The organism is Psychrobacillus sp. FSL H8-0483 (assembly GCF_038637725.1).
Taxonomy (GTDB): Bacteria; Bacillota; Bacilli; order Bacillales_A; family Planococcaceae; genus Psychrobacillus.
In genome coordinates this window covers 2,625,780-2,649,618 of the sequence record NZ_CP152052.1, presented here as the reverse complement: position 1 = coordinate 2,649,618, position 23,839 = coordinate 2,625,780, and the positions used below count along the sequence as shown (strand labels likewise).

Below are 23,839 nucleotides of genomic sequence, written 5' to 3'. Positions count from 1 at the left end.
AATGAAGCAAACAAATGGTCAACAGCTTATCTCACTATTTGAACAATGGGCCCCTAAGTCACTTGCAGTTGAAGGAGACCCCGTAGGACTTCAAATAGGTACTCTAAATAAGCCTATCTCCAAAGTGCTCGTAACACTAGACGTCAATCCTGATGTAGTACAGGAAGCAATAGATAGCGATTGCCAGCTTATCATCGCACACCATCCACCGATTTATCGAGGACTAAAAAATATGCGTACAGATTTACCGCAAGGAAGCTTAATAGAAAAACTAATTAAGCATGACATTGCAGTATACGCAGCGCATACTAATTTAGATATAGCTACTGGTGGAGTAAATGATTTACTCGCAAACCAATTACAATTGGCAAATGTGAAAATCTTAGAACCAACGTCTACCGAGAAGTTGATGAAACTAGCGGTATTCACGCCAAAAGAATCGACAGAGCAAGTAAGAGCTGCTTTAAATACAGCAGGAGCTGGTCAAATTGGAGAGTATGATGCATGTAGTTTTACTTCGAGTGGAGAAGGGCGTTTTAAACCTTCTGAAAATGCCGATCCTTATTTAGGTATAGCGAATGAACTTACCATAGTAAAGGAAGATAAAATAGAGGTTGTTTTTCCAGTTACTATGAAAAGTCGACTATTAAAAGCTTTGCTGTCTATTCATCCTTATGAAGAACCAGCCTATGATTTAATCTTATTAGAATCAGAAGTGAATGAAAAAGGACTTGGAAGAATTGGTACATTGCCAAACCCAGTCACACTTGCAGAATATGCACGAACAGTAAAACAGCAGCTTGGTGTCCCGTTTGTGCGGGTGGTTGGAGATATGAAGAAGACTGTTCAAAAAATTGCTGTGCTTGGTGGAGACGGTAATAAATACATTCAAGTCGCTAAAAGAGCAGGTGCGGATGTCTTTATAACGGGAGATTTGTACTTTCATGTGGCGCAAGATGCAGAGGCTATTAACCTAGCCGTAATTGATCCAGGCCATCATGTGGAGCAGATTATGAAAGTAGGAGTTGCTGATTATATGAATTCAGCATGTAACGAAAAGAAACTTTCATGTACATTCATTCCGTCTAAGCTTTCAACAGAACCATTTCAATTAGTATAAGAAAAAGCTGCTTCCGAGGAAGCAGCTTTTAACTATTGCATTGTATATGGTTCAATACGAATAACTGGTTTTGGAACTTTTATTTTCGGTAGAATCTTTTCTGGCAGTACTTTTTTCGTAATATCATGAGTAGAAATGTCATTTGGGTCGTATTTCTCTAAAAATTGAATGACTTCTTTCACAATTGGTGTAGGAGTAGATGCTCCAGCGGTAACCGCGACATGCTGAACATTTTCTAACCATTCTAGCTTCAATTCCGAAATGTCTCCTATTCGATAAGAAGGTGTACCTGCAATCTCCTCCGAAACTTGTGTCAGTCTATTAGAGTTATTACTCATTGGATCACCAACAACAATTAATAGATCAGCTTCACCTGCTTGTTGGGCAACAGCTTCTTGTCTTACTTGAGTAGCAAGGCAAATTTCTTGATGCACATCAATATGCGGGTACTTTTCTTGAAGTTTTTCCATCAAGTGTGCAACATCCCATTGGGACATCGTAGTTTGATTCGTTACGAGTAGTTTATCCGTATTTAGTGTTAAATGTTCAATATCCTCTAACGATTGTACTAGGTGTACCCTATCAGGCGCTACACCGATAGCACCTTCTGGCTCCGGATGACCTTTTTTACCAATATAAATGATGTCAAAGCCTTCAGCCGTTTTTTCTTTAATTAAATCATGAGTTACAGTAACATCAGGGCAAGTAGCATCAATAGATACTAATCCTTTTTGACGAGCAAGTTCTTTTACTTCTGGGGATACCCCATGTGCAGTAAAAATTACGGTTCCTTTGTCTACTTTGGAAAGAATATCCAAACGATTTTCGCCGTCTAACGTAATAATCCCATCTTTTTCAAAAGCATCAGTCACATGTTTGTTATGGACAATCATGCCTAAAATATATATTGGCCGAGGGAGAGATTTGTCAAGTGCAGCATTGCGAGCAATTACCATTGCATCCACTACACCGTAACAATATCCTCTTGGCGAAATTTTTTGTACAATCATTTCTGAAACTCCCTTCAATACGAGCATACTCATATTATAACGGAGCACATAGACGATTACAAAAAATTAAAATGGTGGTTGGAAAATTCGTGGAAGGGAAAGCCCATTCGTCACGGCTGCTGCAGCACGTGCAACTGGAGCTGCTGCACCTGCATTAGTAGCGGTTGTAGCTGCAGTAGTTGCTGTAGCGACATTTGGAGCGGCCTGAAACCCTCGATATAGCCTTAGAAGTGCTGGTACATTTTGAATCATTGGTGCAAACTGTCTAACCATTGGTGTAAGCTGTTGGGCTGTGTTAATAAATTTATCAGCGGTTTGTAAATACGACATGGTTCTACCTCCACCAGCACCAGCGCCTCGTTGTGGGGCGCCTAAAGCACCGGCGCCTTGCTGAAATCCACCTGGACCTCCTTGCTGGAAGCCACTTGGTCCTCCTTGCTGAAATCCAGCTGGGCTTCCTTGCTGGAATCCACCAAAGGGTCCTTGTTCAAACCCACCTGGGGCTCCTTGTTGAAATCCACCGAGAGCTCCTTGGAACTGTCTAAACAGATTAGTTGCAGGACCGCTTGCAGGAGCATTAGTAGGTGGGACAAACATATCTTGAGCAGGTGGGGGCGTATTTAGTGGTGCAGAATTGTTGATATTAAAAAAATCATTTCCACGTGGTTGAGCGAATGGATAAAAAGACTGGTAGCGCATTTTTTCATCTCCTTTCGAACAATACAGACTAATCTATTCTATGCAAATTATACGTTTTATGTACAATCGTGGTACAATAAAGAAATGTGAGGGAGGGACTCAAATGTCCAAATATACAGATTATAATTTTCAGCCTTTTTTGCAAAATGCAATTGATAAACTAGGCTTTCAAGAACCAACGCCAATTCAAAAAGAAATGATTCCTTTAGTTTTAAAAGGGAGAAGTGCGATTGGTCAAGCACATACTGGAACAGGAAAAACACACAGTTTTTTGATCCCAATTGTTGAAAAAATAGATGCTAGTAAACAAGAAGTACAAGCAATTATTACATCACCAACAAGAGAACTTGCAACTCAAATTTATAAAGAGTTGAATAAGCTAGTAGAAGGTACAGAAATACAAACAAAACTATTCATTGGTGGTACTGACAAAGCACGTTCCATTGAGAAATTAAAGACGCAACCACAAATTGTTGTTGGAACACCAGGAAGACTGCGTGACTTAACTGTTGAACAAGCATTACTAGTGCACACTTCAAAAATTCTAGTAGTAGATGAAGCGGATTTAGCATTTGACCTAGGCTTTATAAGTGAAATTGATCAGTTCGCATCTCGTATGCCAGAACAATTAGAGATGTTTGTATTCTCTGCGACTATTCCTGAAAAACTACAACCATTCTTGAAAAAATATATGGACTCACCAGTGCATATTAAAATGGGAGATAAACGTCCAGTTGCTGATGGAATCGACTTTACCGTTGTCCCAGTCCGTAGTAAATCACGTAAAAAACGTTTGTTGGATGTAATCGAAGGGATTAATCCATACTTAGCGATCATTTTTGCGAATACGAAACAGCATGCAGATGAAGTAGCTAATTACTTACAAGGTAATGGAATAAATAAGGTTGGAGTTATTCATGGGGATATCTCTCCACGTGATCGAAAACGTGTGATGAAACAAATTCATGAACTAGAGTTTCAATATATTGTAGCTACTGATTTAGCAGCACGTGGTATTGATATTCCAGGAGTAAGTCATGTTATTAACTACGAAATTCCAGATGATTTAGAGTTTTTCATTCATCGTGTGGGAAGAACTGCTCGTGCTGGTTTAACTGGTACAGCAATTACTTTATATGAGCCTTCTGATGAAGATGCATTAGTTCGTATTGAAAAAATGGGCATACCATTAGAGCACAAGGATGTTGTAAATGGTGAGTGGTCTGATTTAAAAGAAAGACACGCTCGTAAAAATCGTACAAAAAATGAAAATGAAATAGATGCAAAAGCGAAGTCTATGGTTCGTAAACCGAAAAAAGTAAAACCAGGCTATAAACGTAATATGAAATGGGAAATGGATAAAGTGAAGAAAAGAGAACGCCGTATTAAAAACCGTCAGAAATAAGGAGGTTTTCCATTGCTTTTAGGATCACATGTTTCGATGAGTGGAAAAGACATGCTTCTTGCATCAAGCAAAGAAGCAGCTTCATATGGTGCAAATACATTTATGATTTATACAGGTGCACCTCAAAATACTCGTAGAAAACCAATCGAGGAACTTAATATAGAAGCTGGCTTACAACATATGAAAGATAATGGGATGTCTAACATTGTTGTACATGCACCGTATATTATTAATCTTGGCAATACAACTAAGCCAGAGACATTTGCACTAGGCGTTGACTTTTTACAAAAAGAAGTGGAACGCACAGCAGCAATTGGTGCAACTCAGATCGTGTTACATCCAGGAGCTCATGTTGGAGCAGGAGCTGAAGCTGGAATTCAGAAAATTGTGGAAGGCCTTAATGAAGTGTTAACACAAGATTTCCCTGTCCAAATTGCTTTAGAAACAATGGCAGGAAAAGGCTCTGAATGTGGGCGTACATTTGATGAATTAGCCCAAATTATTGATGGAGTTAGCAATAATCATCGTCTGTCTATTTGTTTAGACACTTGTCATATTCACGACGCTGGCTATGATATCGTAAATGATTTCGATGATGTGTTAAATCAATTTGATAAAATTATCGGTATCGATCGTTTAAAAGTACTTCATATAAATGATAGTAAAAATGTGCGTGGAGCAGCTAAAGATCGACACGAGAATATTGGCTTTGGGGAGATTGGCTTTGATGCGCTCCAATACGTGGTGCATCATCCACAGCTAACGGATATTCCAAAAATCTTAGAAACACCTTTCGTAGGAGTAGATGCTAAATCGAAACAAGCTCCATATAAATACGAAATTGAAATGCTTCGTTCCAAAACATTTAACCCTGAAGCAATTGACGCATTACGAGATTAATTTAAAGTACCTTCTTCTTTTCAACGAAAAGAGGAGGGTGCTTTTTCTAATATTTCTTGATAAAGCGCGCCTGCCCGTTGTTCTCCAAGTATTTGAATAAGTTTTTGTTGAATGGAAATTGGTACACCAAGTACAAGCCAGGTAATAGATATTTCTTTTAGCAATGGATAGACACCATCCAGTTCTTTATCGGATAACTTAATATCAAACCCTTTAATGATTGTTTTAAATTCTTTTTTGGAGCAACTTTGTAACTGAAGAACAAACTTCGCAATATCCATTAAAACATCCTTTCAAGCAATTTTATTTACACATGACGAGTTTTCCTCTATACTTTAACTTTGTAAATCGTAATCATTATGAATTGGAATAGAGGAAATAAAATGGCTACACCATTAATAAATTTAAATAATATTTCGTACCAATATGAACAAACGAAGGCATTGATAGATATTAATCTAACGATTGCAGAAGGAGAATTTTTAGCGATTATTGGCCCAAATGGATCTGGAAAGTCTACATTATTAAAAATAATGCTAGGCTTATTAAAACCGACTAAAGGAGAGGTATTTCTTTTCGGTAAGCCAGCCAATCAATTCAAAGGAAAAGAATTGATAGGGTATGTGTCCCAAAAATCAAATTCATTTAATACAGGATTTCCGGCGACAGTAGGGGAAGTAGTGCGAAGTGGATTAGTTAAAAAAATTGGATTATTTCATCGTTATCCGAAAGATGTGCAAATGCAAGTTCGACAAGCTCTAAAAGCAGTGGGTATGGAGCAATTCGCAGGGAAGAACATAGGAGATCTATCTGGTGGGCAACAACAGCGCGTTTTTATTGCAAGAGCATTGATTAGTAACCCAAAAGTTTTAATATTAGATGAGCCAACCGTTGGAGTAGATAGTAAAAATGTTCGTTCGTTTTATCATATGTTATCGCATTTAAATCGGGAACATAATATCACAATTGTACTAGTTACACATGATGTAGATGCGGTTTCCAAAAGTATTAGTCATGTTGCCTGTCTTAATCAGCGTATACATTTCCACGGATTTAAGAATGATATGGAAGCAATGAGTGAAGAACAATTAGAAGCGTGGTATGGCCACGCAGTTCGCAAAGTAGAACATCGAAGCGAGGTGCAATCATGATCGATTCGATCTTTCAATATCAATTTCTCCAAAATGCATTTGCATCCGGACTAATCATTGGGGTTATTGTACCTCTTTTGGGCGTATTTATTGTTGTACGTAGACTTTCCCTTATAGCTGATGCGCTGAGTCATGTTACACTTGCGGGGATTGCAGGAAGCTTGTATTTGAGTCAATCTATAGGTGCTCTAGCGTTATTAAATCCTTTATATTTGGGTATTGTAGCTTCGGTTACAGGTTCTTTATTTATTGAAAGATTACGCAGATTATATAAACATTATGAAGAATTAGCAATTCCAATCATTATGTCTGCAGGATTAGGTTTTGGAGCTATTTTTATCTCGTTAGCAGAAGGGTTTAGTTCTGATTTATTTAGTTATTTATTTGGCTCTGTATCTGCTGTCAGTCGGCAAGATTTGTGGATTGTTTTATGTATAGCTTTTATCGTTGTATTATTTTTAACGCTATTTTTCAAAGAATTATTTGTTTTGTCGTTTGATGAAGAATATGCGAAAGCTTCTGGATTACCTGCAAAGTGGGTTCATTTGTTATTTATGATTGTAATTGCATTAGTTATTGCTGGATCTATGCGAATTGTTGGCATTTTGCTAGTGTCATCGTTAATGACATTACCAGTAGCTGCAGCAATGCGTATTTCCAAAAGTTTTAAGCAAGCGATCATTTTTTCAGTATTATTTGGAGAATTAGCTGTCATTATTGGGTTAGTAAGTGCGTTTTACTTAGACTTAGCTCCAGGGGGTACCATTGTTGTTACATCTATTATTATCTTACTTCTTACTATTTTGTCGAAAAATATGGGGAGAAAGGGAGTTGAGTCTCCGTGAATATAGAAAAAGCATGGGATATTCTTAAAAAAGAAGGCTTTAAAAAAACAGATAAAAGAGAGCAAATCTTAAAAATTTTTTCAGAAACTACCAAGTATATAACAGCTAGAGATATTTTAAATGTCATGATGGAAGAGCATCCTGGGATGAGCTATGATACGATTTATCGCAATTTAAGTACGTTTGTAGAGCTTGGTATTTTAGAAGAAACAGAGTTAACAGGAGAGAAGCATTTCCGTATGCATTGCGAAATGGACCACCATCATCACCATTTTATTTGCATGAGATGCGGCAATATAAAAGAAATTAATTTTTGTCCAATGGAAGTAATTCAAAATTCGATACCGGGCTACCAAATTGAAAATCATAAGTTTGAGATTTACGGGAACTGTCCGGAATGTCATTGAAAAAAATAAGAAGTAGTGAGGGCCAATATCCATGGCTTTCACTACTTTTTTTATATTGGCTCTGTTAAATTTGGCTTTTGTTTTTGATAAGCATATATTTTGTGCCGAAAATCCGCGAGACTCCTGCAAGTTAGGAGGCTTGGGATTTCGTCCGTGGACGCATTAATCGTGTGTTGTGACACATCATAAATTTTTGCTAATTCAAAACTACACCTTATCCATTGCATTATGTATCGCTTATTTTACGAATTCGATTGTTCAATCTGTTCAAATAAAAAGATATTGATAACTGGAAGTGAAAAACTTAATCGGTAATTTTACCATATATCATGGCTATTGTTAATCCAATTTCCCACATTACATGTTGCACTTGTACTTTTTGGTTCGTTTTGGACGAAATGATCACTACATCACTACCTGCTACACCACTTTCAATCATGCGTTCCTTGCTTATTTTTGTAAAGATAATGGTAGAAAAGGGATACTTCCTTCCAATCGAAAGGCGGAAATAAGATAGAGAAGGACTGAACAGACAAAATTGTATCTTTGGCTGCTTACTCTATAAATAGGAAAGGGCCTATTCTTTCATTTCAATAAGCTTTGGCATTTCTAGTAATAATGCTTATGGGGAGCGATGGACGAACGACTACCACACAATTACCGAAAAAATGTGGAGGGATGCGACTTTGTCGCATCCCTCCACATCAAGAAGTCTAGGTAATGGTGTAGTACTAGTCCCTTTCCAAGCACTCCAAAAGCATCTATACATAGAGTGCCTAGGGTGTGATCAACATATCATGCAATGTTCATGGACATTCTCCTTATACTTTTAATTAGAAGAAAAAAGGATAACCCTTTGAAAGGCTATCCTTATCTCGTTTATTTTATTGGCATTGCAAATTCTTTTTCAATCCATTCATTTGCTTCTAGCCAATTGTTCACACGGATTACACCTTTTGGAGCAGCTTGTTGATTGTATGGTGTATTAAATAATAAAACAGGAATATCCAATTCTTCATGAATTTCCACTGCATTGTCATGCTTATCTTCAAAGAAGACATGGACGCCATGTTTTCTAGCAGTTTCGATTTTATTATGAGTGCCAATTAACTCAATATGATCATACAGTAACTCTTGTTCTTTAAACCAATTAAGCGTGACATCTCTTACATTTTCTCCACGTGCAGAAATGAAAAATAACTCATACTTTTCCTTCCATGCCGACAAAACAGCATGTGCGTCTGGCTGAATTGGAGAAGTTGCATAAATAACTGATTCTTCTTTTTTAAACCATTCGTAAAACTCTTTTTCGGTCACTGGAAATGCTTTAGTTAAATCATATTCTTTAATGTCGTCTAATTGTAAATTGCAATTAAACGCACTATTAATATGAGGAAGCAAAGAAGTAGGGCATGTTACGGTCCCGTCTATATCGATTCCGAATCGAATGTTCGTCATTTCAACATCTCCTTATGCTTGTTGTTTCTCTATCTCTTGTTGTTTTTCTAATTCTTGCTTTGCAAAATACTCTGCAGCTATTTTATCGATTTCAATTTTTAATTCGTCAACCATCGTTGCTTCTGGTACTTTACGAACTGTCTTCCCTTTACGGAATAAAAGACCTTCTCCGCGAGCCCCTGCAATCCCAATATCTGCTTCTCGAGCTTCTCCAGGACCGTTAACTGCGCAGCCTAAAACTGCAACCTTAATCGGTGCTTTAATATGAGAAATATATTCCTCTACTTCATTTGCAATCGAAATTAAGTCGATTTCAATACGACCACATGTAGGGCAAGAGATTAAAGTAGCTGCATTAGATGATAAAGCAAATACTTTCAAGAGCTCACGAGCCACTTTTACTTCTTCTACAGGGTCAGCACTTAATGAAACGCGCATTGTATTTCCTATACCCATAGAAAGCAATGTCCCTAAACCAGCAGCACTTTTAATTGAACCGGCAAAAAGTGTTCCGGATTCTGTGATACCAAGATGTAGAGGATAATCAAATGCTTGAGATGCTTTACGATATGCTTCAATTGCTAGTGTTACATCAGAAGCCTTCATTGACACGATAATGTCGTGAAAATCTAAGTCTTCTAGAATTTTAATATGATGCAGTGCACTTTCAACCATTCCATCTGCAGTAGGGTATCCATATTTTTCTAGAATTTTTTTCTCAAGAGAACCAGCATTTACTCCAATGCGAATTGGAATACCTTTTGCTTTAGCTGCATTTACAACAGCTTCCACTTTTTCTTTACGTCCAATATTACCTGGGTTAATGCGAATTTTATCTGCACCTTGCTCAATAGCAATAAGAGCAAGTTTATAGTCAAAATGAATATCCACAACTAGTGGAATATTAATCCGTTTTTTTATTTCACCGATTGAATTCGCAGCACGTTCATCTGGACAAGCGACACGAACGATTTGACAACCCGCTTCTTCTAGTCGCAAAATTTCTGCAACTGTTGCTTCTACATCGTGTGTTTTGGTTGTCGTCATACTTTGAATAAATAGTTCGTCACTGCCACCTATTGTTAAGTCTCCAACTCGAACGGGACGAGTTTTGGAACGATGAATTATTTCACTCATGAAATTCTCTCCTTCTTGAGGCTTTATGCCATCACTATCCTTCATTTTATCAGTCTTTCTAATGAAATGACAAGGAAGAAACTTCTACCTATTATTTTTTGCATTGCGCAGAAGCTGTGTACACAGGTAACAATACTTTTTCCCCAGCTCTGAATGTTTGATTGACAAGGTGTGGATTCAACGTATAAAAATCACTTAACCTTTCCGTAAAGGAAATGGATTCATTGGAAGGGTATATTGCAAATAAAGAATATATAGTATCTCCAGCAACAATCTCTACGGAGATAAAATCGGGCGTTTCTAAACATTTTTCGACTTCAGGTTCATTTGAATAAGCGAGTGGTATTGTTCCTTCAAATAAATCTACTTTCACAATATAGAACGAGATTAAGAGTAGAATAGTTGCTACGAATATTTTCATGAAAAAACCTCCTTGTCAAAAGTTATGCAGGACAAGGAGATTATATGATTATCTTTTAATAGGATAGTATTTAGAAGCTAGAGTTAAATAGATAATGGTAATCCCAAAGATTATAAGCTGAATATACGTACTCGACCATTGTAATAACGCGAAAATTATAGACAACATCATCGATAAAGTACTAGCAAAGAGTGTAGTTCGCCAAATATGACGATATTCACCTTTTCGTTTTCTCAACTGCAGTATAAGACTACCAATGTATGCAAATATACTTATGCGTACAAAGATTATTAACGTATTTAATACAAATAAAAAAACAAAAGCAAAAGGATAGACTAGCCAAAGAATTTCAGAAAAATAATCGAGTATTCCTTCCATACTTGTATGTTGGCCAGAAATTCCATTTATAAAAAGAACAAAAGAAATAATAGACATAATGAAAATATAACAAAATATATACTGCATCACTTTGCCAATCGAAATGAGTCGAAAAGCGGCAATTTTTTTTGGACTATGTAAACTTGCTTTGAAAATTTGGAATAAACTCATGGAAGACACCCTTTCTAAGTTATTTTAACATTTTTTGAAGATAGGAAACAAAAAAATGATTCGAAAGTGTTAAGAAATTATAAAAGTATATACATTCTCTTTACATTTCCTTTATACTTTAGTTTTGTAAAGTACATGTGAAAATTGTCGAAATGGGAGTTGAATTACGACATGGAGCTGAATTGGCAACAGATGCTCTTTGAATTTTTTGGCGGATTGGGAATTTTCTTGTTCGCAATTAAGTTTATGGGTGACGGCTTACAAAAAGCTGCTGGAAATAAATTACGAGAATTGTTAGATCGGTATACAACTAATCCGTTTATGGGGGTTATAGCTGGATTACTTTTTACAGTGCTAATTCAATCGAGTGCAGGGACGATTGTTATCATAATTGGACTTGTTAGTGCTGGTTTTATGACACTTCGACAGTCTATTGGAGTTATTATGGGTGCTAATATAGGTACAACTATTAAGGCATTTGTATTCGGTTTTGAAATAGGAGATTATGCATTACCAATTATGGCGATAGGTGCATTTTTCATTTTCTTTTTTAAAAAGAAGCCGATCCAAAACGTGGGAGAAGTTATCTTTGGGTTTGGTGGGCTATTTTTAGGTTTAGAATTAATGATGAGTGGGATGAGCCCACTTCAACAGCTTAATAACTTTACAGATTTCACTTTAAGTATGAGTAACCAACCGTTATTAGGAGTTATTGCTGGAACAGTGATGACCATGCTTATTCAAAGTTCAAGTGCATCTGTAGCCTTTTTACAAGGATTTTATGCAGAGGATTTAATCTCATTAAGAGGTGCGTTACCTGTATTATTTGGAGATAATATTGGGACGACGATAACAGCGATACTTGCTTCTCTAGGTGCATCGGTTAGTGCAAAGAGAGCAGCTGCATCCCATGTATTATTTAACGTCGTAGGCGCATTTGTCTTTCTAATTTTTTTAACACCATTTACGTTGTATTTAGAATGGATTTCGACAGTTCTATCATTAGAAAATAAAATGCAGATTGCATTTGCACACGGTACGTTCAATGTTGTAAATGTTATTCTGCAGTTTCCACTGATAGGTGCATGGGTATTTTTGTTAGTAAAATTATTACCTGGTGAAGATACGATGGTAAAATATAAACCAAAACATTTAGAAGAGGATTTTATAGAAGAAGCTCCATCAATTGCAATAGGGCAAGCAAAAGAAGAGATTTTAAGGATGGGGAATTTTAGCATCCAAGGCCTAGAAAAAACATATGCCTATTTAAAGTTAAGAAATAAGAATGATGCAGAAGAGGCTTATCAATTAGAAGATGCAATTAATCATTTAGATGCGAAAATAACAAATTATTTAGTGAAAATATCGTCACAATCTCTTTCAAGCCAAGATTCAAGTAGACATTTTATGTTACTGGACACGGTACGTGATATTGAAAGGATCGGGGATCATTTTGAAAATATTATTGAATTGATAGATTATCAAGGGGAACATCATTTTGAGCTAACAGTAGATGCAATGAAAGATCTGTCAGAAATGTTTGAGCTGACAATCGATACAGTTAAAAAGGCAATAGAAGCGTTAGATTTAAATGACAATCAATTAGCACGTGAAGTAGCGGAACAAGAAAATGTCATTGATCGAATGGAAAGACAGTTTAGGAAAAATCATATCCTGCGATTGAATGATGGGGTCTGTGAAGGGCATGCTGGTGTTATGTATGTAGATGTTTTAAGTAATCTTGAAAGAATAGGAGATCATTCTGTGAATATTGCGGATGCAATTTTAGGTAATCGTGTATGATGGAAATTATCGGTTGGATTTTAATAATTGCTAGTTTTATCATTGCTTTTGTTGGAACATTTTATCCAATTATTCCATCAGTCGTTTTTATGTTACTGGGGTATATGGTGTATGGATTATTTTTCAGTTTTGCACAGTTAAACTGGCTTTTCTGGATAATTCAAGTACTATTCGTTGTTTTATTATTTAGTGCTGACATGGCGGCAAATGCCTTTGGAGTCAAGAAATTTGGAGGTACAAAAGCCGGAGTATGGGGAAGTACAATTGGGTTAATTTTCGGTCCATTTGTGATCCCAGTTGCGGGAATTTTAATTGGACCATTCCTAGGAGCGGTCATAGCGGAACTAATTGTCACTCGAGAAGGTATTAAGCAAGCGATAAATTCGGGAATAGGTTCTTTAATAGGTTTTCTTACTTCTTCCGTTGTGAAAGTTATCGTTCTTACAGTCATGTTAATTGTTTTTATTCTGTTTATTTAAGTTCGGTCAAAAGTATGAGGATATTTTCGGGTGTTTTTAATTGAACGTTTTCTCTTATTTTGATACGCTAATAAACGGAAAGAATTTTACTAAAATATTCTTTAGGAGGAAACAAACATGGCATACGAATTACCAGAATTACCTTATGCGTACGACGCACTTGAACCACATATCGATAAAGAAACGATGAATATTCATCACACGAAACACCACAATACTTATATAACAAACGTAAATAACGCTTTAGAAGGTTATGCAGATCTTCAAGGGAAATCAGTTGAAGAGTTAATTGCAGACATAGACGCACTTCCAGAAGGAGTTCGCACTGCAGTTCGTAACAATGGTGGAGGTCACGCAAACCATTCATTATTCTGGCAAATCCTTTCGCCAAACGGTGGCGGAAATCCAACAGGTGAATTAGCTCAAGCAATTGATGCAAAATTTGGTAGCTTGGATGCATTCAAAGAAGAGTTTGCTAAAGCTGCTACAACTCGCTTTGGTTCAGGTTGGGCTTGGTTATCAGTAGCTAACGGAGAATTAGAAGTTTCTTCAACAGCTAACCAAGACTCTCCAATCATGGAAGGTAAAACGCCATTATTAGGATTAGATGTTTGGGAGCATGCTTACTACTTAAACTACCAAAATCGTCGTCCTGACTATATCGGATCATTCTGGAATGTAGTAAACTGGGATGAAGTATCAAAACGCTACGCTTCTGCGAAGTAATTAAAAATACTTTATAATTAGCTCTGTTAAATTACACTGTTATTTTTAGAGGATAAATTTTGTGACGAAAATCCGCAAGACTCCTGCGGAAAAACAGGCTACCAAGACCCCCAAGCGGGCTTGCGAGTGAGGTGGCTTGGGAGTTTGTCAGCGGAAAGCGAGCGGATTTTCGTCCATAACAACATGAAAGTTTAACAGAATCCAATAAATAAAGAAACTTAGCACACACTTTTTCGTCTAAAAGTGTGTGCTTTTTATGTTACACTAATACATAAGTAAATTTTATAAATAAGTAGGTGAATCACATGCGAAAAATTTCGAATAAGCGTGCACAAAGTATAAAGGCAAAACAACGAGCTACTATTACCTTTCGCATGAATATACTGTTCTTTTCTATATTCATCCTTTTTACGATCCTCATTTTGCGTCTAGGATTCTTGCAAATTGTTAAAGGCGAAGACTATACAAGAGCTATAGAGAGAACAGAGGAAGTTGCTGTAAATACAAGCGTACCGAGAGGGCGTATTTTTGATAGTGAAGGTAGAATTTTAGTAGATAATAAGCCGCAACGAGCGATTACTTATACGAAAGTGCAAACAACGAAAGCAGAAGAGATGTACAAGACTGCAAAGAAGTTAAGTAATTTAATCGTAAAAAAGACAGATAATATTACTAAAAGAGACTTGCAAGATTACTGGCTTTACGTAAACGAAGAAGAAGCGCAAGATTTAATAACAGATGAAGCTCGTAACAAAATACTAAGTGATGAAGAATTATCGAAGAAAGAAAAAAATATTGCAATTGATCGACTGATTAGAAGCAAAATTTCCGATGAGCAATTAAACTCATTTACACCAGAAGAGTTGGAAGTGATTGCTATTTATCGCGACATGGCTTCTGGCTATGCACTTTCCCCACAGATCATTAAAGGGGATGATGTCAAAGATCCAGTAACAGTAGAAGAATTTGCTCAAGTTTCAGAAAGACTAGGTGAATTGAGTGGAGTAAATACAACCACAGACTGGAGAAGGGTGAAAAATTCATCTCTTGCTATTTTAGGTAGTACAACATCACCAAAAGAAGGGATACCAAATGACCGTTTAGATTATTTCTTATCTAGAGATTATACTCGAAATGACCGAGTTGGAAAAAGTTATATTGAACAGCAATACGAAGAAGTATTACAAGGTCAAAAGAGTGTTGTCAAAAACATTACGAATGGAAAAGGTAACGTTATTGATGTACAAACAGTGTACGAAGGTGAACCCGGAAAAGATCTAGTGCTGACGATTGACAGTGAACTACAACTAGAGATGGAGACTATCTTTGAAAAGAAATTAATAGAAATGAAAAAAAATGCAGGAACAAAATATTTAGACCGTGCATTTTTAGTAATGTTAGATCCTTATACAGGAGAAGTATTATCAATGGTAGGAAAGCAAATTGGAAAAGACTCGGTTACCGGAAAACAAACGGTTAATGATTATGCATTTGGTTCCTTTACAACTGCTTATGAAGTAGGATCAACCGTAAAACCAGCTACGTTGCTAACTGGTTACCGCGAAGGAGCAGTGTCTATTGGTGACGTGTTGATAGATGAACCTATTCGCATAAAGGGTTCTCAACCAAAAAGCTCTGTTTTTAATAGAAATTCCCGTATGGCATTAAATGATTTAGAAGCTCTTGAGCGTTCTTCCAATGTATATATGTTCAAAGTTGCGTACAGTATAGCCGGTCGAACATATCAACCAAATCAATCGATTAACTTTGGGACGGATGCTTTTAGCAAAATGAGAAATGGATATGCACAATTAGGATTAGGGGTACCGACTGGAATTGATCTACCAGGAGAGGTTTCGGGTGTAATGGGTGGAGTGGAAGATGGTCAATTATTAGATTTAAGTATTGGCCAATATGATACCTATACTCCACTACAACTTGCGCAGTTTGTTTCTACACTTGCAAATGGTGGTAGTCGAATAAAGCCACATGTAGTGAAAGAAATTCGAGAGCCGTCTGTTGATGGTACACAATTTGGTAAATTAGTGAAAGAAATAGAACCGACTATTCTAAATACTGTAGATAACACAAGAGCGGAAATCGAACGTGTTCGTCAAGGGATGCAACGTGTTTATTTTGGTAACAATGGCTCCGCAAGAAGAGCTTTTTCAAACGCACCATACACGGCTGCAGGGAAAACTGGAACTGCTCAATCCTTCTATTATGATCCTGCGCAAAGAAAAAGTTTTCAAACAGTCAATTTAACCCATATTGGTTTTGCTCCTTATGATAACCCAGAAATTGCATATGCAATTGTCGTGCCTTGGGCATCAGAAGCGTCAGTTTATGAATCGAACTATACGAGTTTACTTGCGCGTGAGGTAGTTGACAAGTATTTTGAGATACAAAAAAAGAATGATGAGTTAAAAGAAAATGAATCCTCTTCTACACCAATTATTAAACCAGCATTTACTAATGATAAAATTGATGAAGAAGAAACCGAATAATGAAAAAAAGAAGGTCATCCTAATTTCTAATTAGGATGACCTTTCAGCTTGACGACAAAAGTATTTTTATAAATGTTTATCTATTTAAAAGTAAAGATAGTAGATATCTATAAGGAATTGTTAATAAGGCAAGGACCACTACGAAGACTCCTGTGGGAACAGCTTGAGCAGGAGACCCCGCAGGAATGCTTGAGGAAGGAAGCCTAAGAACGCCGCGTCCTGCTCCTGCGCAAAGCTCGTCGCAAAAGAACTTTTGCGGCAACGCCTTCATGACCAACCTCGTGTTGGCTCGAGGCTGAAGCCAAGCCCACTGAAAGCGAAATGGTGGTTTTTGCCGAATATAATATACAACTCTATGCACCTAAAATTGAGTTTGTCTACAGTCTGGAAGGTCATCCTAATAACTAATTAGGATGACCTTTTTCTGTATTATATAAACATCCTGAATACTCTCTTTACAAAACCTTTACAATACATTCATATCGACTCAACATGTAACCTTTAAAGTAAGGTTTGTAAGAAAGAAAAACAAAACTTTTAGGGGGATTTACCTGATGAAGAACTGGAAGTACTTATTAATGACAACAATGGTAGGATCAGCATTAACACTTGGAGCTTGTGGAAATGATACAACCCAAGAACCTACTGATGAAGAGACTGCATCTGAAACTGCATCAGAAACAACTTCTGGTGATACACAAGAAGAGGCAGTACTTGAAGGACAGGTAGCTGGTGATGGTTCAAGTACAGTAGCTCCAATTATGGAAGCGATTGTTGAAGAATATGCTGGAGTACAAGATAAAGTTCAAGTAACTGTAGGTGTATCTGGAACAGGTGGCGGTTTCGAAAAGTTCATCGCTGGAGAAACTGATTTCTCTAACGCTTCTCGTCCGATCAAAGACGAAGAAAAAGAAGCGCTTGCAGCAGCAGGTACTGATTTCACTGAATTCAAAGTTGCATATGACGGTTTATCATTAGTAGTAAATAAAGACAATGATTGGGTAGATTCTTTAACGGTGGAAGATTTACAAAAAATGTGGATTGAAGACGGTACAACGAAAAAATGGTCTGATATTAACCCAGAATGGCCAGCTGAAGAAATCGTATTCTACTCACCAGGTACAGATTCAGGTACGTATGATTACTTCGATGAAGTAGTACTTGATGAAGCTGACTTAGTAAAATCTGCTACACTTTCTGAAGACGATAACGTATTAGTACAAGGTGTACAAGGCGATAAAAATGCAATTGCTTTCTTTGGATATGCTTACTACTTAGCTAACAAAGATACATTGAAAATTGTTAAAGTTGATGGTGTAGAACCAACAAACGAAACAATTGAATCTGGAGAATATTCACCACTTTCTCGTCCACTATTCGTTTATGCGAAAAATAGTGCTATTAAAGAAAATCCTGCATTTTATGATTTCATGAAATATACAATTGAAAATGCTGGAGCAATGTCAGAAGCAGTTGGATATGTAAAACTTCCAGATGCTGATTACGAAAAAGGTTTAGCTGATTTAGAAGCTTTAAAATAAAATAATAGGTCAATCTGAAAAGTAAGAAACGAGTAGCATGGCTTGCTACTCTTTTCTTTCGTTTGGTAAAAGGGGGATTCACCATGGCTCAGAAGAAATTAACTGGTCAACCATCAGTTCAAGAGCTAATTGCTAGATCAAATAGCAAAAAACAGAAAAAAATTATAGAGAAAATCATTCCGATTATTCTATTACTTATTGCATCTGTTTCCGTTTTGACGACTTTTGGAATCGTTTTTACTTTAATCGTGGAGACAGGAATATTTTTCTCAAGAGTTCCAGTAACTGATTTTCTATTTGGAACAGAATGGTTTCCTTTTGGAAATACGGAACAATTATTTGGCATTCTACCTTTAATAGCTGGAACATTAAAAGTAACATTCATAGCAGCTATTGTTGCAGTTCCATTTGGAATTGGTTCTGCCGTATTTTTAAGTGAATACGCAAGTGATAAATCACGAAGAATTATTAAGCCTATCTTAGAGGTATTAGCTGGAATTCCAACGATTGTTTATGGGTTCTTCGCTTTAACGTTTGTAACACCACTTTTACAACAATTTATTCCAGACTTAAAGATCTTTAATGCATTAAGTCCAGGGATTGTTGTAGGAATTATGATTTTACCAATGATTGCATCATTATCAGAAGATGCGATGTCATCCGTGCCAAACTCGATTCGTGAAGGTGCACTTGCAATAGGATCTACAAAATTAGAAGTAGCGCTAAAAGTAGTATTACCTGCAGCTTTATCTGGGATTATTGCTTCCGTTGTACTTGCTATGTCTCGAGCAATTGGTGAAACAATGATCGTTTCGTTAGCGGGTGGATCAACGCCAAAATTCGATTTCAGTGTGACAGATTCCATTCAAACAATGACTGCATATATCGTTCAAGTATCATCAGGTGATGCAGGATATGGAACAACGATTTATTATTCAATATACTCAGTAGGTTTTACATTATTCTTGTTTACACTATTGATGAACTATATTGCTCACGTTATTTCGAAAAAATACCGGGAGGAATATTAAGATGAAATATGTAAATCACAAATCAGTCATTAAAAGAATGAATAATCGACTTATTATAAATCGCGTTTTTAAAACAATCTTCTTTATAGCAACATTATTTGCTTTAGTTACACTTGGTATTCTATTTTATCGAATTATCACACAGGGCGTTGGCTATTTGACACCTGAATTCTTTCAAAATTTTGGCTCTCGCTTTCCTGCCAAAGCAGGGATAAAGGCAGCTTTAGTTGGTTCCATTTGGTTAATGTGCGTTGTGGCACCTATTTCCTTAATATTAGGAGTTGGTTCAGCTATCTATTTGGAAGAGTATGCTAAGAAAAATAAACTAAATGATTTTATTCGGATGAATATTTCAAATCTTGCAGGTGTTCCTTCTGTTGTATTCGGGTTACTTGGTTTGACTATCTTTGTTCGTACTTTAGCGCTAGGGAATAGTATTTTAGCTGCTGGATTGACGATGAGTTTGTTAATATTACCTGTCATTATCGTTGGAGCTCAGGAAGCAATTCGTTCAGTTCCTCATGATGTTCGAGAAGCATCGTATGGGATGGGTGCAACGAAATGGCAAACCATTACAAAGGTTGTTTTACCTTCAGCTATTCCTGGTATTCTTACAGGTGCAATTTTAGCACTATCTCGAGCAGTTGGTGAAACAGCTCCATTAGTAGTAATTGGAGTACCTGTTATTATTCAGTTTTTACCAGAGAATGTATTGAGCCAGTTTACAGCATTACCTATGCAAATTTATGATTGGGCAAAACGACCACAACTAGAATTCCAATACGTTGCTTCTGCAGGGATTCTTGTTCTCATGATGTTCTTGCTGGTCATGAACTCAATCGCAATATTTATTCGAAACAAATTCCAAAAAAGATACTAAGCTAAATCGTGATTAGGGGGAATTAATATGGTACAATCGTTAGAAAAAGGATCAATTTTACAAAATGAATCATCAAGTATCGTATACAATACACAACAATTGAATTTATGGTATGGAAATCATCATGCCCTTAAAAATATTGACTTGCAAATAAAAGAAAATGAAGTAACGGCAATTATTGGGCCATCTGGTTGCGGTAAATCCACTTATATAAAGACATTAAATCGAATGGTGGAACTAGTGCCTACAGTGAAAACTTCTGGGCAAATCTTATATCGGGAACGCAATATTTTCGATGCAGATTATGGTGTAGAAGAGCTACGTACAAAAGTTGGAATGGTATTCCAAAAACCGAATCCATTTCCAAAATCAATTTACGACAACATTGCCTATGGACCAAGAATTCATGGCATTAAAAATAAAAAAATTCTGGATGAAATTGTAGAGAAAAGCTTACGTGGAGCGGCTATTTGGGATGAAGTAAAAGATCGCTTAAATACAAATGCCTATAGCCTTTCTGGTGGGCAACAACAACGTATTTGTATTGCTCGTTGTCTAGCTATTGAACCGGATGTTATCTTAATGGATGAGCCTACATCGGCGCTTGATCCGATTTCTACATTGAAAGTAGAAGAATTGATCCAAGAATTGAAACAAGATTACTCGATTATTATTGTGACGCATAATATGCAACAGGCTGCTCGTATTTCAGATAAAACTGCATTTTTCTTAAATGGTGAAGTAGTTGAATTTGATGATACGGATGTAATTTTTTCTACTCCTGAAGATAAGCGTACAGAGGATTATATTTCAGGGCGTTTCGGATAAGGAAAGGGGATATTGGAGATGGTGGGAAGAGAGAAGTTCGATGCAGATTTAAAAAAAGTACAGCAATTACTACTAGAACTAAGTAATGCTGCTATTCAAACATTAAATGATTCTATGGATCACTTACTAGCAAACAATATTGAAGGTGCACTTACAGTAATTAATAACGATGTTCATATTAATCGGATGGAAGAAGAGGTTAATGATCGTGTTATTTTACTAATTGCTAAGCAACAACCGGTTGCTAGAGATTTAAGAAGATTAATGGTGCTTGTAAAAATTGCTGCTGATATGGAACGTATTGGTGATTATGCTGTAAATATAGCAAAAGAAACAATACGTATTGGTAAGGATGAGCATATCGCACCAATTCACTTATTAGATGAAATGCGTATCAAGACTATTGCGATGTTAAAACAAACCTTAGACGCGTTTATTAATGAAGATATGGAAGAAGCGAAGAATATTGCGAAGCAAGATGATGAAATAGATGAAATGTATGGTCATGCTATCAAAACACTTCTTGCAGTTGGAATTGAACAACCAACCCAGATGGGCCAAATCACTCAACTATCTTTTGTTTGCCGCTACCTAGAAAGATCTGCAGATCATGCGACAAATATGGCAGAACGATTATTATACTTGTTAAAAGGGAAGCATTACGAATTAAATAATTAAAAAGAAATGCGCATGAGCCCTCCTTCTAGGAGGGGAATCATGCGCTTTTTGATTAGAGGGGATGGACCTGTTAGCTAGCAAGAATCTTTAAGAAGAGCATTTCTGCTAATTTTCTTCTACTGGTAAAAGTGTATATGACCAAAAAATAGTTAGCATCTATTGTATAGAGGAGCACTAGAGCACACGAAATTGCATCTTCGTGTGCTTCCTGTATGAGTTGGAAAGCATCTTTTCACTCATTATCCAAAAAGATCTTAACCTTATTCGTCCTGTTGAAGGAGGGCGACGGACAGACAAACGCCATAAGATTACCGAGAAAAGAGAGGCTGGTCGTGACGTCAGTCACGACCAGCCTCTCTAAAAATCAATCGGTAATGATATAGCAATAAGTCTGTGCAAAGACCTCCGAAAACGATACGAAACAGGTTTTGTACTTAGAGGGCGCTTACGCTTTTCTTATTTTTGTATATTATTTCGTTATTATTTCTGCTATTTGTTTGATGGTCATGGCAGAATGGAGCTCATATTCTCCAATTTGGAGGCGACTAGATAAATCTTGTGCTTGTAAATAATCCTCAAAATCGAGTCTGTTTTGAATAACACCCGATTGTTCTAATAAAGAGCCGACATCATTTGAATTCATACCGGATTGAATGATGAGTACCATATTTCTTGTCCCATCAGCCGCCGATTTTTCAGGTTTTTCTTCTTTCTGTACTACAGGAGTAGTAGCTTGCTTTTTTTGTGCATTTTGTAAATCAAGTTGAAGGGCAGCTAACTGCTGTTTCACTTGTGTTAATTCTTGTTGCGCCTCATCATATGATTGCTGTGAAATTGCGCTTGTAGAGGTTATTTCTTTATCGTTAAGCATATGGTGCACTTGGAAAGCTGCGCCAGCTAAAAACAGTCCTATTCCAAAAAATCGGATGGCAGATCTATTCATTAAATGCCACCACCTACGACAGATTTTACTTCTTCTACAGTTAAAGAAGAGCGTATACTAATATCTTTTAAGGAGTAACCTTGTTTATGTAATTCCAATACTTGATTTTTAATTATTTCATGTATTATTGGTTTTTTAATTGGTGCCTTTTTCGGTATTGTAAGCTTTGTTGATTCAATCATTAATTCTTCTTCCACTACTTTAAGTCTACGTTTAATGGCACTCGTTTCTTGATACAACGTAAAAGAGAGTTCTTCGACTTCTGTTTCTACTTTTTTTGACGAATCTTTTACGAAAAACGAAATAACAATTAAAAGTATTCCTATAATCATTATGATGATGGAAAAGTCCATTGTATTCACCTCAATTATTAAGTTCTTCTCCTTATTCTACCATATACCAAAAAACTTTGAATAATTTCTTGTATTAAGAGTAGATTTTATTTGATTATATGCTATAATTGGTTAGTCGTATAAATCATGCTCAAATTTTATATTTAATCCTGACAAAGAGTGGGAGGGACAACCATGCGCGTTAATATTACATTAGCTTGTACAGATTGCGGAGAGCGCAACTATATTTCTAAGAAAAACAAGCGTAACAATCCAGAACGTCTTGAACTTAAAAAATATTGCTCACGTGAAAAGAAATCGACTCTTCATAGAGAAACTAAATAATAACTTAAACCAAAACCAATTTCGGTTTTGGTTTTTTTCTATTGTATGGAGGGAACGTAATGACGAAAAAAGAAGAAAGAGATAAGATGAAAGCCCACTTGTCTTCATTAAAGGAAGAATTATATAGAACATACTCAAAAGAAATCGAACAAAATTTTTTAATGGAAGAAACCGTTGTGAATGCTTCTATAATTGGCATTACAATTTCTTCATTTCCAGAAGTTAATACAGAAGGAATTATTCAAAGTCTTTGGAAACAGGGAAAGACCGTAGTTGTCCCAAAATGCACACCTAAAGACCGTTCTATGACGTTTTATAAAATAGAAAGCTACAAACAGTTAGAAACAGTTTATATGCAGTTATTAGAGCCTAATCCTAATGTAACGAGTGCTGTTGCTCCGAGCGAAATTGACTTGCTTGTCGTCCCTGGGATTGTATACAGTAAAACGGGATTTCGCATAGGTTATGGTGGAGGGTACTTTGATCGTTTTTTAGCAAATTTTAATGGCAATACCATCTCTCTAGCGTTTGACTTTCAAGTAGTAGAAGTAGTTGAACATGAAATATTTGATTTGCCTATTGATAAAATAATTACAAATAATGCAATCATTCCATGTAAAGGGAATCGCGACAAGGATGAGTAA

General features: G+C 36.4%; 27 protein-coding genes. 17 read left to right on the top strand and 10 right to left on the bottom strand.

What is annotated here, in order from left to right:
* Nucleotide 1 precedes the first annotated feature (1 nt).
* Nucleotides 2-1,120 carry a Nif3-like dinuclear metal center hexameric protein gene (locus tag MHB48_RS12685; RefSeq protein WP_342598415.1) on the top strand — a complete coding sequence of 373 codons (1,119 nt, stop codon included), beginning with the start codon at nt 2-4 and terminating at the stop codon, nt 1,118-1,120.
* A 32-nt stretch (nt 1,121-1,152) separates the two neighbouring features.
* On the opposite strand, the gene MHB48_RS12680 is transcribed toward MHB48_RS12685, so the two are convergent.
* Nucleotides 1,153-2,130 carry a 4-hydroxy-3-methylbut-2-enyl diphosphate reductase gene (locus tag MHB48_RS12680; RefSeq protein WP_342598414.1) on the bottom strand — a complete coding sequence of 326 codons (978 nt, stop codon included), beginning with the start codon at nt 2,128-2,130 and terminating at the stop codon, nt 1,153-1,155.
* 66 nt (nt 2,131-2,196) lie between these two features.
* Nucleotides 2,197-2,829 carry a VrrA/YqfQ family protein gene (gene vrrA, locus MHB48_RS12675; RefSeq protein WP_342598413.1) on the bottom strand — a complete coding sequence of 211 codons (633 nt, stop codon included), beginning with the start codon at nt 2,827-2,829 and terminating at the stop codon, nt 2,197-2,199.
* A gap of 103 nt (nt 2,830-2,932) precedes the next feature.
* Between vrrA and MHB48_RS12670 the strand changes: the two genes are divergently transcribed.
* Together MHB48_RS12670 and MHB48_RS12665 are read left to right on the top strand one after the other, a co-directional pair.
* A complete protein-coding gene (locus tag MHB48_RS12670; protein ID WP_342598412.1) occupies nt 2,933-4,234 on the top strand; it encodes a DEAD/DEAH box helicase in 1,302 nt (433 codons plus the stop codon).
* A 12-nt stretch (nt 4,235-4,246) separates the two neighbouring features.
* Complete coding sequence (locus MHB48_RS12665; RefSeq protein WP_342598411.1) at nt 4,247-5,134, top strand: deoxyribonuclease IV; 888 nt, start codon at nt 4,247-4,249, stop codon at nt 5,132-5,134.
* A 20-nt stretch (nt 5,135-5,154) separates the two neighbouring features.
* Here the strand turns inward: MHB48_RS12665 and MHB48_RS12660 are convergent, their stop codons facing one another.
* Nucleotides 5,155-5,415, bottom strand: a complete 261-nt coding sequence (locus MHB48_RS12660; protein ID WP_342598410.1) for a hypothetical protein — start codon at nt 5,413-5,415, stop codon at nt 5,155-5,157.
* Between the two features lie 102 nt (nt 5,416-5,517).
* Here MHB48_RS12660 and MHB48_RS12655 point away from each other — a divergent pair, with 102 nt between their 5' ends.
* The 3 genes from MHB48_RS12655 to MHB48_RS12645 are packed head-to-tail and all read left to right on the top strand — an operon-like array spanning nt 5,518 to nt 7,537.
* Nucleotides 5,518-6,285 carry a metal ABC transporter ATP-binding protein gene (locus tag MHB48_RS12655; protein ID WP_340921886.1) on the top strand — a complete coding sequence of 256 codons (768 nt, stop codon included), beginning with the start codon at nt 5,518-5,520 and terminating at the stop codon, nt 6,283-6,285.
* Nucleotides 6,282-7,130, top strand: a complete 849-nt coding sequence (locus MHB48_RS12650; protein ID WP_342598409.1) for a metal ABC transporter permease — start codon at nt 6,282-6,284, stop codon at nt 7,128-7,130. The genes MHB48_RS12655 and MHB48_RS12650 overlap by 4 nt, the downstream gene beginning before the upstream one ends.
* On the top strand, nt 7,127-7,537 hold the full coding sequence (locus tag MHB48_RS12645; protein WP_342598408.1) for a Fur family transcriptional regulator: 411 nt from the start codon (nt 7,127-7,129) through the stop codon (nt 7,535-7,537). The genes MHB48_RS12650 and MHB48_RS12645 overlap by 4 nt, the downstream gene beginning before the upstream one ends.
* Nucleotides 7,538-7,841: 304 nt before the next feature.
* Here MHB48_RS12645 and MHB48_RS12640 read toward each other — a convergent pair whose 3' ends face one another.
* The 5 genes from MHB48_RS12640 to MHB48_RS12620 form a co-directional block, all read right to left on the bottom strand.
* The gene (locus MHB48_RS12640) at nt 7,842-7,976 is read right to left on the bottom strand and encodes a hypothetical protein (RefSeq protein ID WP_342598407.1); all 135 of its coding nucleotides are present in this window, start codon (nt 7,974-7,976) and stop codon (nt 7,842-7,844) included.
* Between the two features lie 440 nt (nt 7,977-8,416).
* Nucleotides 8,417-8,995, bottom strand: a complete 579-nt coding sequence (locus MHB48_RS12635; RefSeq protein WP_342598406.1) for a hypothetical protein — start codon at nt 8,993-8,995, stop codon at nt 8,417-8,419.
* A gap of 12 nt (nt 8,996-9,007) precedes the next feature.
* Nucleotides 9,008-10,132, bottom strand: coding sequence for a flavodoxin-dependent (E)-4-hydroxy-3-methylbut-2-enyl-diphosphate synthase (gene ispG, locus MHB48_RS12630; protein ID WP_342598405.1), 1,125 nt, complete (start codon nt 10,130-10,132; stop codon nt 9,008-9,010).
* A gap of 91 nt (nt 10,133-10,223) precedes the next feature.
* Nucleotides 10,224-10,553: a hypothetical protein gene (locus MHB48_RS12625; RefSeq protein WP_342598404.1), complete on the bottom strand. Its 330-nt coding sequence runs from the start codon at nt 10,551-10,553 to the stop codon at nt 10,224-10,226.
* Between the two features lie 48 nt (nt 10,554-10,601).
* The gene (locus MHB48_RS12620) at nt 10,602-11,102 is read right to left on the bottom strand and encodes a DUF1189 family protein (RefSeq protein ID WP_342598403.1); all 501 of its coding nucleotides are present in this window, start codon (nt 11,100-11,102) and stop codon (nt 10,602-10,604) included.
* Nucleotides 11,103-11,273: 171 nt separating this feature from the next.
* Between MHB48_RS12620 and MHB48_RS12615 the strand changes: the two genes are divergently transcribed.
* The 9 genes from MHB48_RS12615 to phoU all read left to right on the top strand — a co-directional run bounded on the left by MHB48_RS12615 (nt 11,274) and on the right by phoU (nt 21,575).
* The gene (locus tag MHB48_RS12615; RefSeq protein WP_342598402.1) at nt 11,274-12,905 is read left to right on the top strand and encodes a Na/Pi cotransporter family protein; all 1,632 of its coding nucleotides are present in this window, start codon (nt 11,274-11,276) and stop codon (nt 12,903-12,905) included.
* Nucleotides 12,905-13,384: a DUF456 family protein gene (locus MHB48_RS12610; protein WP_342601378.1), complete on the top strand. Its 480-nt coding sequence runs from the start codon at nt 12,905-12,907 to the stop codon at nt 13,382-13,384. Before MHB48_RS12615 ends, MHB48_RS12610 begins: the two co-directional genes overlap by 1 nt.
* A 117-nt stretch (nt 13,385-13,501) precedes the next feature.
* The gene (locus MHB48_RS12605) at nt 13,502-14,110 is read left to right on the top strand and encodes a superoxide dismutase (protein ID WP_342598401.1); all 609 of its coding nucleotides are present in this window, start codon (nt 13,502-13,504) and stop codon (nt 14,108-14,110) included.
* A 305-nt stretch (nt 14,111-14,415) separates the two neighbouring features.
* Entirely contained in the window at nt 14,416-16,617 is a 2,202-nt protein-coding gene (locus MHB48_RS12600; RefSeq protein ID WP_342598400.1) for a penicillin-binding protein 2, read from the top strand.
* Between the two features lie 554 nt (nt 16,618-17,171).
* On the top strand, nt 17,172-18,158 hold the full coding sequence (locus MHB48_RS12595; RefSeq protein WP_342598399.1) for a PstS family phosphate ABC transporter substrate-binding protein: 987 nt from the start codon (nt 17,172-17,174) through the stop codon (nt 18,156-18,158).
* A gap of 83 nt (nt 18,159-18,241) precedes the next feature.
* Entirely contained in the window at nt 18,242-19,189 is a 948-nt protein-coding gene (pstC, locus tag MHB48_RS12590) for a phosphate ABC transporter permease subunit PstC (protein WP_342598398.1), read from the top strand.
* 1 nt (nt 19,190) lies between these two features.
* Nucleotides 19,191-20,069 carry a phosphate ABC transporter permease PstA gene (gene pstA, locus MHB48_RS12585; RefSeq protein WP_342598397.1) on the top strand — a complete coding sequence of 293 codons (879 nt, stop codon included), beginning with the start codon at nt 19,191-19,193 and terminating at the stop codon, nt 20,067-20,069.
* Nucleotides 20,070-20,096: 27 nt separating this feature from the next.
* A complete protein-coding gene (gene pstB, locus MHB48_RS12580) occupies nt 20,097-20,897 on the top strand; it encodes a phosphate ABC transporter ATP-binding protein PstB (RefSeq protein WP_342598396.1) in 801 nt (266 codons plus the stop codon).
* A gap of 18 nt (nt 20,898-20,915) precedes the next feature.
* Complete coding sequence (phoU, locus tag MHB48_RS12575; protein ID WP_342598395.1) at nt 20,916-21,575, top strand: phosphate signaling complex protein PhoU; 660 nt, start codon at nt 20,916-20,918, stop codon at nt 21,573-21,575.
* A 469-nt stretch (nt 21,576-22,044) separates the two neighbouring features.
* Here phoU and MHB48_RS12570 read toward each other — a convergent pair whose 3' ends face one another.
* On the bottom strand, nt 22,045-22,518 hold the full coding sequence (locus tag MHB48_RS12570; RefSeq protein ID WP_342598394.1) for a hypothetical protein: 474 nt from the start codon (nt 22,516-22,518) through the stop codon (nt 22,045-22,047).
* The gene (locus MHB48_RS12565) at nt 22,518-22,871 is read right to left on the bottom strand and encodes a hypothetical protein (RefSeq protein ID WP_340921853.1); all 354 of its coding nucleotides are present in this window, start codon (nt 22,869-22,871) and stop codon (nt 22,518-22,520) included. The genes MHB48_RS12570 and MHB48_RS12565 overlap by 1 nt, the downstream gene beginning before the upstream one ends.
* Nucleotides 22,872-23,045: 174 nt before the next feature.
* On the opposite strand from MHB48_RS12565, the gene rpmG reads away from it, so the two are divergent.
* Nucleotides 23,046-23,195, top strand: a complete 150-nt coding sequence (gene rpmG, locus MHB48_RS12560; protein ID WP_093265860.1) for a 50S ribosomal protein L33 — start codon at nt 23,046-23,048, stop codon at nt 23,193-23,195.
* A 59-nt stretch (nt 23,196-23,254) separates the two neighbouring features.
* Nucleotides 23,255-23,839 (top strand): 5-formyltetrahydrofolate cyclo-ligase, encoded by a 585-nt coding sequence (locus MHB48_RS12555; protein ID WP_342598393.1) that lies wholly within the window; start codon nt 23,255-23,257, stop codon nt 23,837-23,839.